Annotated in this window: 17 protein-coding genes; 8 read left to right on the top strand and 9 right to left on the bottom strand. The window is 54.1% G+C overall.

Annotated elements, in window-relative coordinates; translation table 11 throughout:
- The first annotated feature begins 154 nt into the window (after nt 1–154).
- A complete protein-coding gene (locus tag ABDW36_RS06505) occupies nt 155–2,659 on the top strand; it encodes a hypothetical protein (RefSeq protein ID WP_343701067.1) in 2,505 nt (834 codons plus the stop codon).
- 3 nt (nt 2,660–2,662) lie between these two features.
- Here ABDW36_RS06505 and ABDW36_RS06500 read toward each other — a convergent pair whose 3' ends face one another.
- On the bottom strand, nt 2,663–2,944 hold the full coding sequence (locus ABDW36_RS06500) for a GNAT family N-acetyltransferase (RefSeq protein WP_343701066.1): 282 nt from the start codon (nt 2,942–2,944) through the stop codon (nt 2,663–2,665).
- A 24-nt stretch (nt 2,945–2,968) separates the two neighbouring features.
- A complete protein-coding gene (locus ABDW36_RS06495; RefSeq protein ID WP_343701065.1) occupies nt 2,969–3,130 on the bottom strand; it encodes a phosphatidate cytidylyltransferase in 162 nt (53 codons plus the stop codon).
- Nucleotides 3,131–3,288: 158 nt separating this feature from the next.
- Between ABDW36_RS06495 and ABDW36_RS06490 the strand changes: the two genes are divergently transcribed.
- The 6 genes from ABDW36_RS06490 to ABDW36_RS06465 all read left to right on the top strand — a co-directional run bounded on the left by ABDW36_RS06490 (nt 3,289) and on the right by ABDW36_RS06465 (nt 6,632).
- Nucleotides 3,289–3,741: an SRPBCC domain-containing protein gene (locus ABDW36_RS06490; RefSeq protein ID WP_343701064.1), complete on the top strand. Its 453-nt coding sequence runs from the start codon at nt 3,289–3,291 to the stop codon at nt 3,739–3,741.
- On the top strand, nt 3,728–4,057 hold the full coding sequence (locus tag ABDW36_RS06485) for a metalloregulator ArsR/SmtB family transcription factor (protein ID WP_343701063.1): 330 nt from the start codon (nt 3,728–3,730) through the stop codon (nt 4,055–4,057). The genes ABDW36_RS06490 and ABDW36_RS06485 overlap by 14 nt, the downstream gene beginning before the upstream one ends.
- Nucleotides 4,058–4,177: 120 nt before the next feature.
- Entirely contained in the window at nt 4,178–4,984 is an 807-nt protein-coding gene (locus ABDW36_RS06480) for a helix-turn-helix domain-containing protein (RefSeq protein WP_343701062.1), read from the top strand.
- Between the two features lie 78 nt (nt 4,985–5,062).
- Nucleotides 5,063–5,443, top strand: a complete 381-nt coding sequence (locus ABDW36_RS06475) for a VOC family protein (protein WP_343701061.1) — start codon at nt 5,063–5,065, stop codon at nt 5,441–5,443.
- A gap of 63 nt (nt 5,444–5,506) precedes the next feature.
- Nucleotides 5,507–5,983 carry a LuxR C-terminal-related transcriptional regulator gene (locus ABDW36_RS06470; RefSeq protein WP_343701060.1) on the top strand — a complete coding sequence of 159 codons (477 nt, stop codon included), beginning with the start codon at nt 5,507–5,509 and terminating at the stop codon, nt 5,981–5,983.
- 115 nt (nt 5,984–6,098) lie between these two features.
- The gene (locus ABDW36_RS06465; RefSeq protein ID WP_343701059.1) at nt 6,099–6,632 is read left to right on the top strand and encodes a DUF4199 domain-containing protein; all 534 of its coding nucleotides are present in this window, start codon (nt 6,099–6,101) and stop codon (nt 6,630–6,632) included.
- Nucleotides 6,633–6,654: 22 nt separating this feature from the next.
- On the opposite strand, the gene ABDW36_RS06460 is transcribed toward ABDW36_RS06465, so the two are convergent.
- Genes ABDW36_RS06460 through ABDW36_RS06450 form a run of 3 tightly spaced genes read right to left on the bottom strand, consistent with a single transcriptional unit; the run spans nt 6,655 to nt 8,315 of the window.
- Nucleotides 6,655–7,038: a DUF3037 domain-containing protein gene (locus tag ABDW36_RS06460; RefSeq protein WP_343701058.1), complete on the bottom strand. Its 384-nt coding sequence runs from the start codon at nt 7,036–7,038 to the stop codon at nt 6,655–6,657.
- A complete protein-coding gene (locus ABDW36_RS06455) occupies nt 7,016–7,804 on the bottom strand; it encodes a HipA family kinase (RefSeq protein WP_343701057.1) in 789 nt (262 codons plus the stop codon). The genes ABDW36_RS06460 and ABDW36_RS06455 overlap by 23 nt, the downstream gene beginning before the upstream one ends.
- Before the next feature lie 31 nt (nt 7,805–7,835).
- A complete protein-coding gene (locus ABDW36_RS06450; protein ID WP_343701056.1) occupies nt 7,836–8,315 on the bottom strand; it encodes a GNAT family N-acetyltransferase in 480 nt (159 codons plus the stop codon).
- A gap of 78 nt (nt 8,316–8,393) precedes the next feature.
- Here ABDW36_RS06450 and ABDW36_RS06445 point away from each other — a divergent pair, with 78 nt between their 5' ends.
- A complete protein-coding gene (locus tag ABDW36_RS06445; protein ID WP_343701055.1) occupies nt 8,394–9,758 on the top strand; it encodes an ankyrin repeat domain-containing protein in 1,365 nt (454 codons plus the stop codon).
- A 6-nt stretch (nt 9,759–9,764) separates the two neighbouring features.
- On the opposite strand, the gene ABDW36_RS06440 is transcribed toward ABDW36_RS06445, so the two are convergent.
- Genes ABDW36_RS06440 through ABDW36_RS06425 form a run of 4 tightly spaced genes read right to left on the bottom strand, consistent with a single transcriptional unit; the run spans nt 9,765 to nt 14,381 of the window.
- Nucleotides 9,765–10,187 (bottom strand): DoxX family protein, encoded by a 423-nt coding sequence (locus ABDW36_RS06440; protein ID WP_343701054.1) that lies wholly within the window; start codon nt 10,185–10,187, stop codon nt 9,765–9,767.
- A 50-nt stretch (nt 10,188–10,237) separates the two neighbouring features.
- Nucleotides 10,238–11,998 (bottom strand): c-type cytochrome, encoded by a 1,761-nt coding sequence (locus ABDW36_RS06435; RefSeq protein WP_343701053.1) that lies wholly within the window; start codon nt 11,996–11,998, stop codon nt 10,238–10,240.
- Nucleotides 11,995–13,098, bottom strand: coding sequence for a plastocyanin/azurin family copper-binding protein (locus tag ABDW36_RS06430; RefSeq protein ID WP_343701052.1), 1,104 nt, complete (start codon nt 13,096–13,098; stop codon nt 11,995–11,997). The genes ABDW36_RS06435 and ABDW36_RS06430 overlap by 4 nt, the downstream gene beginning before the upstream one ends.
- Nucleotides 13,095–14,381 carry an enolase C-terminal domain-like protein gene (locus ABDW36_RS06425; protein WP_343701051.1) on the bottom strand — a complete coding sequence of 429 codons (1,287 nt, stop codon included), beginning with the start codon at nt 14,379–14,381 and terminating at the stop codon, nt 13,095–13,097. The genes ABDW36_RS06430 and ABDW36_RS06425 overlap by 4 nt, the downstream gene beginning before the upstream one ends.
- Between the last annotated feature and the right edge of the window lie 200 nt (nt 14,382–14,581).

Below are 14,581 nucleotides of genomic sequence, written 5' to 3'. Positions count from 1 at the left end.
ACTAACGGGGAAATTAATTTTAAATAATCGCTTAAATAGCTGATTTTCAAACCTATTAATCCAGTATTAAGCGCAACTGATTTCTGCTCTTGCAAATTATCCTTATCTTAAAAACGCGTTATACAAAGTATTCAACCAAGCCGCTTGTGGTCCCATGGGGAAGTATATTCTTAGTGTAATCTGTACGTTTATTTGTTACTGCACCGGGTTTGCGCAGTCTCACGGCCTGGAATTTTCCAGCCATGAGGCAGTGCCTGAGAAAAGGACCGGCCTTCAGCTGACCGCCGGCAAGCCCATATGTATTGACGGGGAGACGGACATCTCTTTCGACCTTCAGTTCAGGCCGGGCATGGAAACCTACTTCGGGTATGTGATGCGGCTCATCACTACTGAAGGGCAAAACATAGACCTGGTGTACAACCAGCGGCTGTTCTCCTTCAACTTTGTAATTGGCGAAACGTTTACCCGCAGTTTTGTGGCAGACACCCTGCAGCTTTACGGCGGCTGGAACCGTTTCAGGATACACCTCAACCCGCAGCGGCAGGAAGCGGCCTGCTACTTCAACAACCGGCTGATGTGCAAAGGCCGCGCAACATTGCCGCCTTCTGCCTGCTGCCACCTGCTTTTTGGCGCCAGCAGTCTTGACAGGTTCCAGACGCTTGACCTGCCGCCCATGCGCCTGAAAGACATCCGCATCACCCAAAACGGGCGGCTGGCGCATTTTTTTCCGCTGGCAGACAATGGCACAGACGAAGTAAAAGGCCTGCGCGCCGCCATCAAGAACCCGGTATGGATCAAACCACGCCATCAGCACTGGGAGCTGGCGCACCGCATGTATACCGGCAGCTCTCCCGCCCTGGCGTTTGATGCGCGGCAGGAAGTGCTTTATATTATTACCAAAGACACCTTGTACCACCTTTCCGTTAAAGACGGGCAGTTTGGCGGTGAAAAGCTGGCCCGCAGCCGGGATACGTTACTGCCCGGCCACCAGGGCGTTTATGATGTTCACACCGGCCTGCTGCATGATTTTTATATAGACCAGCAGCGCGTGAGCACTTACCGCCCTGCAGAAAAGGAATGGAGCGATAACTTCATGCCGGCGGAGCTCGGGGAATACTGGCATGCCAACAAGTTCCTTTCCCCGGCAGATTCTTCTTTATATATCATTGCCGGCTACGGCCAGCTGCAATACAAAAACAAGGTGCAGCGCTATCACTTCCCCACCAAACGCTGGGAGCTGGTGGGCTCCCGTGGAGACAGCTTTATGCCGCGCTACCTGGCCGCGCTGGGCACTACGCCAGGCGCAGATACGGCCTTCATTATAGGCGGTTACGGCAGCATCACCGGCAACCAGGCCATTAACCCCAAATATGTGTATGACTTGCTGACCTACAGTGTAAAAGACCATTCATTCCACCATGTGTACCAGTTGCCCGAACCGGAGCAACAGTTCTGCTTTGCCAACAGCCTGGTGATAGACGCGGCCCGCCATCATTTTTATGCGCTGGTGCACCCGAAAGACAGGTTCAACTCACAGCTCCACCTCATCAAAGGCTCCCTGCAAAAACCGGAGTACCAGCGGATGGGGGATTCCATCCCGTATTCTTTTCATGACATCCGGTCTTTTGCAGACCTTTATTATGCGCCCGCCAGCAAAAAACTGGTGGCCGTTACTTTTTATACCGCCAAAAACAATGTGACCCAACTCAACGCCTATACGCTTGATTTTCCCCCCAACCCTGCCATAACCGCCGTACCTGCCGCGCCGCGGCCGTTCAACCGGGGCCGTGTGCTGCTGGGCCTGGCCTGCGTGCTTACGGCGGGCGCCCTGTTCTTTTTTGTGTGGAAACGCTGGCAGTTCCTGGACGAGACAGATACGCCCAAGCAGGAAACTGCCCCGGCCCCGCCTGCTGAAAAAACGCCGGAGACCGCGGCTCCTGCAGAAAGAAGCCCTGCCATTTATCTCTTCGGGGAATTTGAAGTGGTAGACAAGGAGGGCCACGACTGTACCAAACTGTTTACGCCCCTGTTGAAAGAGCTGTTCCTGCTGCTGCTCATCCACACCATCAGGAACGGGAAAGGCATCACGCCTGAAAAGCTGTATGAGCTGCTGTGGGAAGACAAGCCGCTGAAAGACGCGCGCAACAATTTTTCGGTAAACGTGGTGAAGCTGAAAGCCATCCTGGAAAAAACAGGCGGCATGCAGATTCTGAAAGATGCCGGCCGGTGGAAGCTGGAGGTAACAGACCCTGCGTTGTACATAGACTACCAGGTGTACATGCAGCAGGCGGCAGGCCCCGCGTCTATACCTGTATTGCGGGAAATTGCCGACAGGGGCAGCTTCCTGAAAAATGTGCCTTACGAATGGCTGGATAACATCAAGTCAGACGTTTCTATCAGGATAACCGACCTGCTGCTGGATTACATGGCGCATGCGGACCTGCAGCGCGAAACGGAGTTTGTGCTGCAGCTTGCCCACGCCGTTTTCCAGTTTGACCAGCTGAATGAAGAAGCGCTGGCGTACAAATGCCGCTGCCTCATTCTTTCCGGCAGGCATAAAATAGCACAAGACGCTTACCTCAAATTCGCAAAGGAATACAAGGAAAGTTACGGGCAGGATTATGAAAAATCTTTCCGGGAAATAACGCGGGAAGTGTAACGGTCAAAACAACACATCCTCCAGCGAAGCATCTTTATCAAACACGCTTCTGGCAAAAGGGCACAAGGGCATTATTTTCACGCCCTTTTCGCGGGCAAAGCCCACAGCGGCCATTACCAGCTGCTTGCCAACGCCCTGGCCGGCAAAGGCTTCATCTACATCTGTGTGGTCAATAATAAATTTGTCTGTACCGGCCCAGGTGTACGTCATTTCACCGGCCTGCACGTTGTTGCTCAGGGCCCTGAAGCTGCCTTTTTTCCCGTTGTCTGTCTGCTGGATGTTCATGGCCCGAATATAACGGTTTTCAGGCTACTTCCTTCCCCGAGACAATAGCCAGATGATGAGGCCCAGTACCAACGCTACAATGAGGAGACCAGTCCATACACCAGCCTTGAAGATACCTTCTACCAGGTCGCAACTGCTGAGCGTAACGGCCAGCACTAACAATAATAGATAAGCTGCTTTTTTCATGAAATGCTGTTTGCCGATACGGAAACATATACCGTGCCGTACCGCCTGCACAAGGCAAAGGCCTGGTAACCGGGGAAAAAATTCTACAGCCTTAGCAAAATAAATTTGCGTAACTCAAAAGTTACATGTTATTTTGTGTAACTTAAAAGTTACGCATTATGGAAAGAGATATCAGGCTCAGCTGGTTTTATCCGCACCCGCCGGAAACCATCTGGGCATGCCTTACCGAGCCAGACATTTTGAAAGAATGGTCTCTCAGCACAGGTGATTTCAGGGCGGAGCCTGGCTTCCGGTGGATGGAAAGCCGCCCGCCGAAGCCCCGCATGAAGTGGGACGGTAAAATGTATTTTGAGGTATTGGAAGTGGTCCCATTGCAAAAGCTCTCCTACTCCTTCAGGGGCGGCCCGGGAGACGGCACCCTGACGCTGGATACCATTGTGACCTGGACGCTGGTACCTAAAAATGACGGCACTGAGCTGCAACTGGTGCACAGCGGCTTCAAAGGCATGCGGGCCGTATTTACCAGTTTTATTATGGAGCTGGGCTGGAAGAACGGCGTGGCACGCAAGCTGGCAAGGACCGTAAAAAAATTCTTCCATGCCGGCGCATAATACACTGGATTGTTTCCAGGCGCTGGCAGACCCCAACAGGCGGGAAATACTGCTGCTGCTGGCCAAAGAAAAGCAAAGCATCAATGCCATTGCGGAGAACTTCAACATCAGCCGCCCTGCGGTAAGCAAGCACATCAAGGTGCTGGAGCGGGCCGGCTTCATAGCCATCCGCGAGCAGGGGCGGGAGCGGCTTTGCGAGCTTGACCATAGTGGCTTTGAAGAGGTGCAGCAATGGATCAGCTACTTTGAAGTATACTGGCATGCCAAAATGCAAAACCTGGAAAACTATCTGAAAAACAGGAAGCATAAAAAGTGATGGGGCTGTTCCCTTGTATTCAGGGGCAAACATCCCTGCGCGGATATTTCTTTTGCCCGATGGCGCTGAAACCAGGGTAAACGTTATTTTTACCCGGGCGTTGAAAACAACGCCCTCACTATGCAGATACCGGATTTCAGGCAACGCTTCCAGCCCGTGCAACCCACGGTGAAAGATGCCGCAGGGCAGGTTACGTATGCAGAACTGCTGCCTAACATGCGCCTGGCGCCTTACATTTATTGCTACTGGCAGCTGCAAACCCTGCAGCCGCTCACCAGCCCGTTTTCCTACCGGGTGGTGGCGGATGGTTGTATGGATATTTTCTTTGACCTGCATCAGCCGGAGCACAACTATGTGATGGGCTTCTCCACCGCCTATACGGAGTTTCCGCTGCCGCCGGTTTTCCATTATGCAGGCATCCGCTTTCTGCCCGCCGCTTTTCCGTTGCTCTTCAATGTCAATGCCGCGGAACTGACCAACCGTTTTGAGCACCTGGCCCTGGTAGCGCCCCGCCTTGCTCAAGGCCTGGCCAGACTGGCCATGCAGCAGTCATTTGCACGGGAAATGCCATCCGTCCTGAACAGCTTCTTTCTGCAGGTGCTCAGCAACGCTTCCCTGCAGGCAGACAGCCGGCTGTTCAACGCCATCAACATCATCCTGGACGCCAAAGGCACCCTTGCCGTAGAAAGCGCGTTGGATACCGGCATCAGCCCCCGGCAGCTGCGGCGCCTGTTCAGCTTCTATATTGGTGACACGCCTAAAACTTTCAGTAAAGTGGTGCGCTTCCAGCACATCCTGCATGCCAAACCTTCCGTTGAAAGCCTGAAAAAGAACAAGCTGTTTTATGACGGGTACTATGACCAGGCCCATTTCATCAAGGAATTCAAAACCATGTACGGCCTCACCCCCACTATTGCCCTCCGGTAATTTGTCCGTTTTTTACAATACCGGCAACCTGCCTGTACCGAATTTTGTGTTATCATTAAACCATCAAACAAACAGGCCATGAAACTCAACGCAGGCATCATTACCGCCAAACTCAGCGAAACCAAAGATTTCTACCTGAAAGTGCTCAACTTCGGGGTTACTTTTGAAAATGAATTCTACCTGCTGCTGCATACGCCCGGTCATACGGGAGAAATCAGCTTTCTGCTGCCCAACCACCCCAGCCAGCAGCCGCTCTTCCAGCCCGCTTTCGAAGGCAAGGGCGTGTATCTCACCATTGAGGTAGACAATGTAGACAGTGTGTACGCAGACCTCCGGAAAAAGAACGTGGAAATAGCGATAGACATCCGGGAAGAGCCCTGGGGAGATAAACACTTTGCCATCTGTGACCCCAACGGGGTGGGTATTGACATTGTGCAGTATTCGGCGCCGGGGGAATAAGGGCGCCGCCGCTTCCCTACTCATGCCAAAATGTTTAATTTTGACGGGAATCACATACTGTATATGGTTCCCGGTTTTCTTTCAAAGAACAAACACATCATTCTCTATGGTCTCTCACTGGCCATATTGCTGTTTCTGCTGAAATGGCTGGAACTGCGGCTGATGATCATCAACCATGCCCTTGAACTGTACATCGGGGCCATTGCCCTGCTGTTCACCCTGCTGGGCATCTGGCTGGCTCTCCGGCTGAGCCGGCCCAAAGTAAGGACCATTGTGGTAGAAAAGGAGGTACTGGTACAACCCAACGGCAACAGTTTTCAGCTCAATGAAAAGGAGCTGGCGCGCCTGGCCATCAGCAACCGGGAGCTGGAAGTGCTGCAGCTTATGGCGGAAGGGTTGAGCAACCAGGAAATAGCCGCCCGGCTGTTCGTATCTCTCAGCACCATCAAAACCCATACTTCCCGCCTTTTTGAGAAAATGGACGTAAAGCGGCGCACCCAGGCGGTTGAAATGGGGAAAAGATTGCGCATCATACCCTGACGCTGCGTCCTGCTTTGGTACAAAAATGCCCTCCGGGGCCAAATTCATGCTAAAGTATGAATGAAAAAAGCGGCGGATATGCCATTTTTGGGCCATCACCTTAAAACAAAACCTGATGAAAAAGAATGTGCTCATTTTCGGGTCAATAGCCGGCCTTCTCCTTACCGCCATGATGATCTTCTCCACTGTTATGTGTTACACCAACCCGGATTTTGAAGGAAATGAAACGGTGGGGTATGTGAGTATGATCCTCATCTTCTCCCTGATCTTTGTAGGCATCAAAAATTACCGTGACAAGTACAGCAATGGCGTGATCACCTTCGGCAAGGCTTTCAAAACGGGCTTCCTCATTGCCCTGGTAGCTTCCACGATGTATACAGTGGTATGGCTGGTGGACTATTACGTGTTCATTCCTGACTTCATGGACAGGTATACGGCCAACGTATTGCGGCAGGCGCAGGAAAAAGGGGCCACGGCCGCGGAACTGACCAGCAAAGCCGCAGAAATGGCCAAATTCAAGGAGATGTACAAGAACCCCCTGCTGGTGATAGTGATCACCTACCTGGAGGTGCTGCCTTTGGGTACGCTGATTGCCCTTATTTCCGCCTGGATACTAAGGAGAAAGCAGCCCCGGCCGGCAGTTGCCTGATTTTGCCGGTGCAGCGCTATTGCTACATTACCAGTTCTTCATGCAGTTGTGAAAGGGTTTGCTGCGGGTCTGTGCACAGGCCCGCGTGCACTTTTGAGGTTTGTACAATGGTGCTGCGGGTGGCGGTGAGCCAGCGGAAACGGGAGCCGGCGTCCAGCGCGCCGATGGGCCCTGCGCCCGGCCCGCCTTTGCTGATATTGTCTATGGCATGCAGGTATGCCTTTATTTCTTCCACATCTATGGTTGCACAAAATGCCCGGAGCCGCTCTTCGTTCAGCGTGATCATGGCCTGCAGAAAAACGGGGCGTTTGCAATAAAGGATCACGCCCACGTTCAGGAACTCTTCCCGTTCCACCCTCGGCACAATGCGTACAACGGCATATTCAAATGAGTGCTTTTCTGGCATGTTGTGCTTCATTTACAAAAACTTCGGAGTTGGCTATACGTGTGGTCAGAAAATTATAATACATATCGCGGTATGCGCCTGCTTCCCCTTCCGGGAACCAGGCATCCGGCAGCAATGATACCACGCCGCGGATGAAGGCGGGCGTGAGTATTTTACGGGAAGCGCCGTCTGTAGTTTCCAGCTCGCTGGCCTGCGGCAGCAGCACATGGTCTTTCACCTGCACAAAAGGCCGTTTGGCAGGCTCCTCCCAGTTTTGCCCGGCATGGTGGAAATACAGCGCAGCGCCATGGTCAATCAGCCACAGCTCCCGGTGCCACATCAGCATATTGGTGTTACGCGCGGTGCGGTCTACATTGGTCAGCAGGCTGTCCAGCCATACTATCTGTGATGCCAGCGCCGGTTCTACGGCCGTAACCGTAGGGTCAAATGTAATGGCGCCGGAAAGGTAATGCAGCCCCAGGCTAAGGCCTACGCTGGCTTTCAGCAGGTCTTGAATTTCTTCGTCAGGCTCCGTACGGCCAAAAGCGGCGTCGAGGCTGGCAAACACTATTTCAGGCACCTTCAGGCCCAGCGCGCGCGCAATTTCGCCGCCTATCAGCTCCGCAATGAGGGCTTTAACGCCCTGGCCTGCACCACGGAACTTGAGCACGTACAAAAAGCCGTCGTCCGCCTCCGCAATGGCCGGCAGCGAGCCGCCTTCCCGCAGCGGGGTTACGTAGCGTGTTACATCTACCGTTCTGATGATCGATTGCTGACGTTCTTCCATATCAAAATTCGTTGCAAATATATATAAACAATTACTGGCCGGGGCGCAGCATCATATCGTACCGGTCAAGTCCTGGCCCGTAGGAATCTTTGGTAATACGGACAGTATGGAAACCCAGCTTCTCGAAGAACGGATATGAATGCTGCGTAGTGTCGAGGATAATGGTGCAGGCGGGACAAATTTCCCTGATCTTATGGAGCCTGTACAGGAACAGCGCCTTGCCCAGCCCTTTTTTATGCAGGGCGTTGGTGATGAAGCCCCAGGCCATGAAGGCTTCCTGCTTTTGCAGGTTAACAGAAAAACCTCCGCAGCCTGTTATTGCTCCGTTCTCCTCCATTACGTAATAATGCTCCGCGCCGTTTGTAATCTCATTGTTTTCCCGCACCGCCAGCTCATCCAGCCAGCCGGCGTAATCCGCCAGTTCATCCGGCGCAAAAAAACGGGGCATGTTGCTTTCAAATGCCTCCAGGCAAGCCGCTTTGTCAGCCGGGAGGTAAGGTCTGATGATCATTGAACGAAACTATCATTTAATGTTTGATATACAGCGGCCCGTTGAATTTTTGCCTAATTTTATTACAAACCTCCCTGTATGCAAACTGTACAAAACCCTGCATCGGCCTTTATAGCAGCGGCCTGCGTGCCGGTTGGGGACACGCATGTATCAGGCACGCTGGAAGCGGCAGAAGCCATACTGGCAGCGCATCCGGAAGTAGCAACCGACAGCATTTACACGGCCGCCATACTGGGGGATAAAAACCGGGTGAAAGAACTGCTTGCACAGCAGCCGGCGCTCGCCACCGCAAAGGGCGGCCCGCATCACTGGGACGCGCTCACCTACCTTTGTTTTTCAAGATACCTTTGGATGCCCTCAACACGCCGCGGCGGCAATGGGCATCTACACTGCGCCCGCATGCTGCTGGAGCACGGGGCTAATGCCAACACCGGCTGGGCAGACGAGAACCACCTGCCTGAACCGGCATGGGAAAGCGTGCTGTACGGCGCCGCCGGCATTGCCCACCATGGCCCGCTTACCCGCCTGCTGCTGCAATACGGCGCAGACCCTAATGACGGGGAAACAGTGTACCATACACCGGAAAGCTATCATAACGATGCCATGGAAGCGCTGGTGGAAACGGGCAAGCTCAGCCCTGAAAGCCTCAACGCCATGCTGCTGCGAAAAGCGGACTGGCACGACTACAATGGCATCCGTTACCTGCTGGCCGCGGGAGCGGACCCTGACTTTATGACGCAATGGCGCCGCAGCCCGCTACAGCAGGCCGTACTGCGGGATAACGACCTGCGCATTGTAGTGTTGATGATGGAACACGGGGCCACCCCCCTGCTGGAAAATAAATTTGATGGCCGCTCCTCCCTCGTCATGGCAGCGCGGCGCGGCCGGGGAGACCTGCTGCGCCTGTTTGAACAATGGGGCGAACCTTTTGAGCTGCATGGCGTAGATGCGCTGATAGCCGCCTGCGCCCTCAACGATGCCGCCCGCGCACAAGCCATAATTGATGGAGAACCTGCCCTGCTAACGGCATTGCTGGCAGAAGAAGGTACGCTGCTGGCGGAATTTTCGGGCAACGGGAATACAGAAGGCGTGCAACTGCTGCTGCAGCTGGGCGCCCACGCAGATGCTCCTTATGTACACGGCAACGGGTATTTCGGCATTGCGAGAAACAGCACCGCCTTGCATGTAGCGGCCTGGCGGGCGCAACACAACACGGTAAAACTTTTGCTCAAACACCACGCCGCCGTAAACGCCAAAGACGGGCAGGGGCGCACTGCATTGGCCCTCGCTGTGCTGGCCTGTACAGACTCTTACTGGACAGACCGCCGCAGCCCCGAATCCGTAACCGCGCTGCTGAACGCAGGCGCCGTTACAGACGGTGTAAAATATCCCAGCGGCTACGCTGAAGTAGATAAGCTGCTGGCGCCGTATTATACACTGTGAACCGTTTTACCGCCTTCCGAAAATCTTGTAGTCCAGCGAAATTTTGCCCGGCCCTGCAAAGAGGCACAGCAATGCCACGCCAAAGTAAGTAAGAGGCAGTTCAAAAGAGCTGCCGCCGGTCATGTTCACAAACGGGTCTTTAAAAACAACGCTGTGAAAATACACGGCCACCGCCATGGTGATGCCAATAGCCAGAGATGCAATGGGTGTAACTAAACCCAGCACCAGGAGAATGCCGCCGCCAAATTCAGACAATGCGGCCATCACCTGCCAGAAAGGTGATAAAGATACGGGCCCGCCTGAAGGCATCCATGACGCCGGAGCCTGGATCTTGCCCCAGCCGTGCATAATGAACGCTATGCCCACTATCAGGCGCAGTACAAACAGAGCAGTGGAAGTTGCTGTAGGTTGAGCGGGTACTTTAAACATGGTGTATCAGGTTTAATGCTCATTTAAATTACGCTTTTTTCAGCACTTCGTTACAAAGAGAGGATGTAGCGGGCTATCTTCCGCGTATCTGCCAGTGAAATATTGCTGTGGGGAGACATAGGCACCGGCCCCCATACGCCGCTGCCACCCTTGATGATCTTCTGGGCAATAAGGTTTACGTTTGCTTCAGTAGGCTTGTACTTTTTGGCAATATCCGCATAAGATGGCCCAATCAGCTTTTCGTTGGGCTTATGACAGGCAACGCAGTCTGATTTGGTGATCAGCAGCCGGCCTTCCTCAATATCTTTTTTGGCGAACACCGGTGTTTTCACGGCTGGCGTATTGTCTGGCAGCAACCTGTTTGCCGTATAGCAGACGAGTTTATTCTGCAGTTCTTTCCCACTTGTGGTGCGGATGTTGGCCAGCTTCAGCTCGTACACATAACCGGCCTGCAGGCTGTTGAGGATGATGGATACACGCTTGCGGTCAGGAGACAGCATGACGCGTTTAATGGGCACACTGTCCAGGTGCATTTGATGAGAGCCGTATTTTTTATGGTAGTTGTAGTTATAATGACGCATGGAGTAATTGGCCGCATTACGCGCCGTAGCAGCGTCTACCGGCAGGGTAAACGTAAGGTCGAAACCTTGCCGGGTTATTTTCATGGAATGAACGTCCAGCGGCGTTGTGCCGGTGTAGACAATACGTTGAATACCCAGGTCTCCCAGCCAGCCGTGCGCATTCTGGCCAACATACAAACTGCCGTCAGGCGCAAAGGCAAGGCGGTTGTTGCCTTTCCGGAGGCCCTGCCCGTCAAGGAAAGGCACGCAGGCGCCCTGCAGTTCGCCATCCACTTTTTCCAGCATCACCCTTACAATGCGGCCCTGGTTCATTTCCCCTATCAACAACTGGCCTGCAAAGGGGCCGAACTTGCCGCGGGTTATATCGCAAAGCGGCTGGGAAGGCGAGTTGGCCATAATACCGTGCGGGAACAGCACAGCGGGTTTGGTGCGCATGCTGTCAAGCAATGCTACCGGTAATGCAAAGGGGCTGCCCTTGCTCCATCCTTTCTTCCACACCAGGCTGGCCGGGTGGCCGTAGAAGCCGCCTTCTTTTACATGCAGCAGCGGACTGGTGCCTATCCAGTCTCCCTGGTTGTCCGTCACAAAGAGGTTGCCTGCCAGGTCGAACCCGATGCCGTTGGGCGAGCGGAAACCGCTGGCATAAGGCAGCAGCTTGCCGGATGGCGTGAGCTTCATCACCCAGCCGCGGTATGGTACGGCGGAGAACATCTGTTTTTGCCCGTCTGCGCCGTCCCTTCCTTCCGGCCTGATGGCGCCCCGTACTTCCGGCCGCATGGAGCCGCCGGGTGAAGATGCGTTGAGCGCAATGAACAGGTTACCCGCCTTATCTTTCACCGGGCCGTAGTTGAACTCGTGATAGTTGCCCGAAATCCCGAAATCGTCCGTTACCGTTTCATACAGGTCTGCCACGCCATCTCCGTCCGTATCTCTCAACCGTGTCAGCTCCGGCCGCTGCATCACCAGCACTTCCGATCTGCTGACCACCAGTATGCCCAATGGGTCATGCAGGCCTTCAGCAAACAGTTTCCATTGTTTTGTTGCAGGCTGGTACGTCATTATTTCGCCGCGGGTAAACCCTGCTATCAGCCTGCCGTCCGGCAGAAATTCAATAGCGCCCACTTCCGCGGTGAGGCCTTCCGGCATGGGAATAGTTTCCACTTTGTATGACTGCGCAAAAATGCTACCCGCACTCAACAGCCATGCTGACAAAAGCACCCGGTACTTCATAAAACGGTAATTGTGACATTAAATTCCCTGGCCTGCAGGGCTGTTAACAACAGGTTGTTCTGCTCCCACTTGCCCGCAGAAGCGGTGTAGGCAACGCCTTTTTGCGGCGCAGTGCGGAACACCAGGCCTTTTGCATGGCCGGTGATCCTGAAATAACGTACAATGCCTTTGCCGTCTTCTTTCGGTTTGATCAGCTCATACACATGAGCTCCGTTTACCGTATAGTGAAATTCAGGATACCGGTTTACCAGCCTGTAGCCTTTGAAGCGGATAACCGCCGCCTGTGGCGCGCCTAGGAAGGCCAGCGGGTATGCAGGCGCTTCTGTAAAAAAGATGCTGCCTGTCACTTTCGCCAGCGCATCACCTTTCCCTTTCCAGAGGTCCGAGTTATCCAGGAAACCGCCCTGCCAGGCAAAACGCAATTTGCAGCTGCCTGCGTCCCAGCAATAAGAAAGGTTTTGCGGGAGGTTTACGGCTATAGCGGCAGGACTGGCGCCCTCAATAAACACGCGGTAATGATAAGGCGGTACCGGCTTGTACGGGTGCAATGCCTTGGACGCATGCCCGTGATGAGCCGTGTGATGCGTTTCATCTTCCTCCAGGCTTTCTTCAGACTGCCGCCGCGAAGGGGGAATGTTCACATCCGCCGCAAGGTCTGGCAGCTGCGCGTGCTGCTTTACGTACATGGCGCCATACATGATGAGGCCATGGCCAGGGTAGGTACATACATACGGGTACACGCCTTCCTGCCGGGGCGCTGTAAACTCCAGCGTTCTTTCCTGTTCCGGTTCAGTAACCGGAATAGACCAGAGCACCTGTTCGCCGGCGGGAATATAATCCGTGGCAGGCCCCTGTGCGCCCAGTTCCTGCGCCATATTCACCACCTGCTCCCGCGTACCGGGACGAACGATCAGCAGGTTGTGGTTCATATCGTCCGTATTGGTGAACACCAGTTTTACGCGAGCGCCCGGCTTCACGTGGAAGCGCACCACATCGTACTGCAGGCCCTGCAATACTTTCATGTGAATGATAACCGGCGTGTCTTGCGCCATGCAGCAGCCGGCATAACAGCAGGCCAGCAGCCAGAGTAACTTTTTCATATGCGGGATTGCTTGCGGAACATTTGTTCGTAATGTGCAACCGGCTCAAAAATACCGCCGCTGCGTTCGTAGAAGTCTTTATTCAGCTGAAACATGCCGCCGGAAGGATCTTGCCAGCCGGGAGCATGCTGCTTCATCTGCTGCCAGTTGCAATAATTGGCGTCTCCATTGGTTTCCATCAGCCCCATGCCAATACCGGGGAAAGGCGCCAGGCGGGCGGCCAGGTTTTTGTGCCAGTTCACCAGCAGCGGGTTCACTGTCAGGTCTGAGCACATGCAGGGCACATTTCTTTCATGCGCCAGGCGGGCCACCGGCAATGAAAGGCTGAGCGTTTTGGCAATGCCTTTCAGCACCAGCGCGCCATACCCCTGCTCCAGCCGGGCCTGCGCGTCCTGCTCGTTATGAATGCTGTCATCCGCCGCTATCCTTACGCCTGCATCGCCTACATATTCCGTATTGGTTTCGTTCAAAGGTTCCTCATACAGCAGCACCTGGTCAAAGGCGCCTATTTTGCGGGCATGCTCCAGGTAACGCAGCAGCGTTTCTTTTTTTTCGTACCGCGCATTGGCGTCCATCGTGTACAGCAGCTTGCCGCTGGCCGTGTGGGGCGTGCGCAGGTCTTTGAGCGCCGCGTGAATGGCGGTGAGGCGCTCCATGTCCAGGCGCAGCATTTCTTCCTGGCTGCCGGGGTGGCCTGTTTTTATCTTGAACACAAAAAAACCTTCCCCGGCTGCGCGCACAATGTCTGCCACCGGCATGTTATAAGATACCTGGTACAGGATGGCTATGTGCTGGTTGCGGTGCTGCAGCGCCGGCCTGAAGGCTTCGGGCAGCATATCGTCAAAAGAGGCAAATCCGTTTTCCGCCGCGTACAGCAGCCAGGCTGCGTTATCCACGCTCACCAGTGCGTTCAATATAAAATTGTCATTCACGTTACAGCCGGTAAGCTGCGTTGCTGCTGCCCTTAGTGGCGGCAAAATATCATGCAGCAGATCTACGGGGGTGGTGAAAGGGGTTTTCCTCACCAGCTCCAGCGCGCGGTTGCAAAGGGCATACATCAGTGCGTTGCCGCCTGCCTCCTGTTGTGAGGCAAAAAAGTCCGCATCTCCGTACAGCACGCTTTGCGTGGCCAGGCCGGTTCCGGTAGCGCCGGAAGCAGCCTGCAGGTGTGCGGCCACCTGCCATAATTCCGTCAGGTAGTTGCCTTTGAACCCGAAGGGGCGTACCAGCGGTTCCCGTTCAAAATTTGAGCTGGCAGCAGTGACGTGGATAGTTTTTAACATCGGCAAATTCGATTTCGGCGGTATAATATTACTCATTTTTCCCAGATTGTGTACGTACCCGGTAAAAATTTGACAAGCGGTTGGAGGGAGCATAATCTGTGTTTGGCATACGGAGAGAGACCAGGTATTTCCCAGAGAAGAATTGAAGCAGCAGGGCCCGTGCAGCAACGATATTTTGCTGCGGCGGGGGCCGGAAGTAC

It is taken from the genome of Chitinophaga sp. (assembly GCF_039596455.1).
GTDB lineage: Bacteria > Bacteroidota > Bacteroidia > Chitinophagales > Chitinophagaceae > Chitinophaga.
The sequence above is the reverse complement of the archived record's forward strand: the minus strand, read 5'-3'. Positions and strand labels throughout refer to the sequence as shown.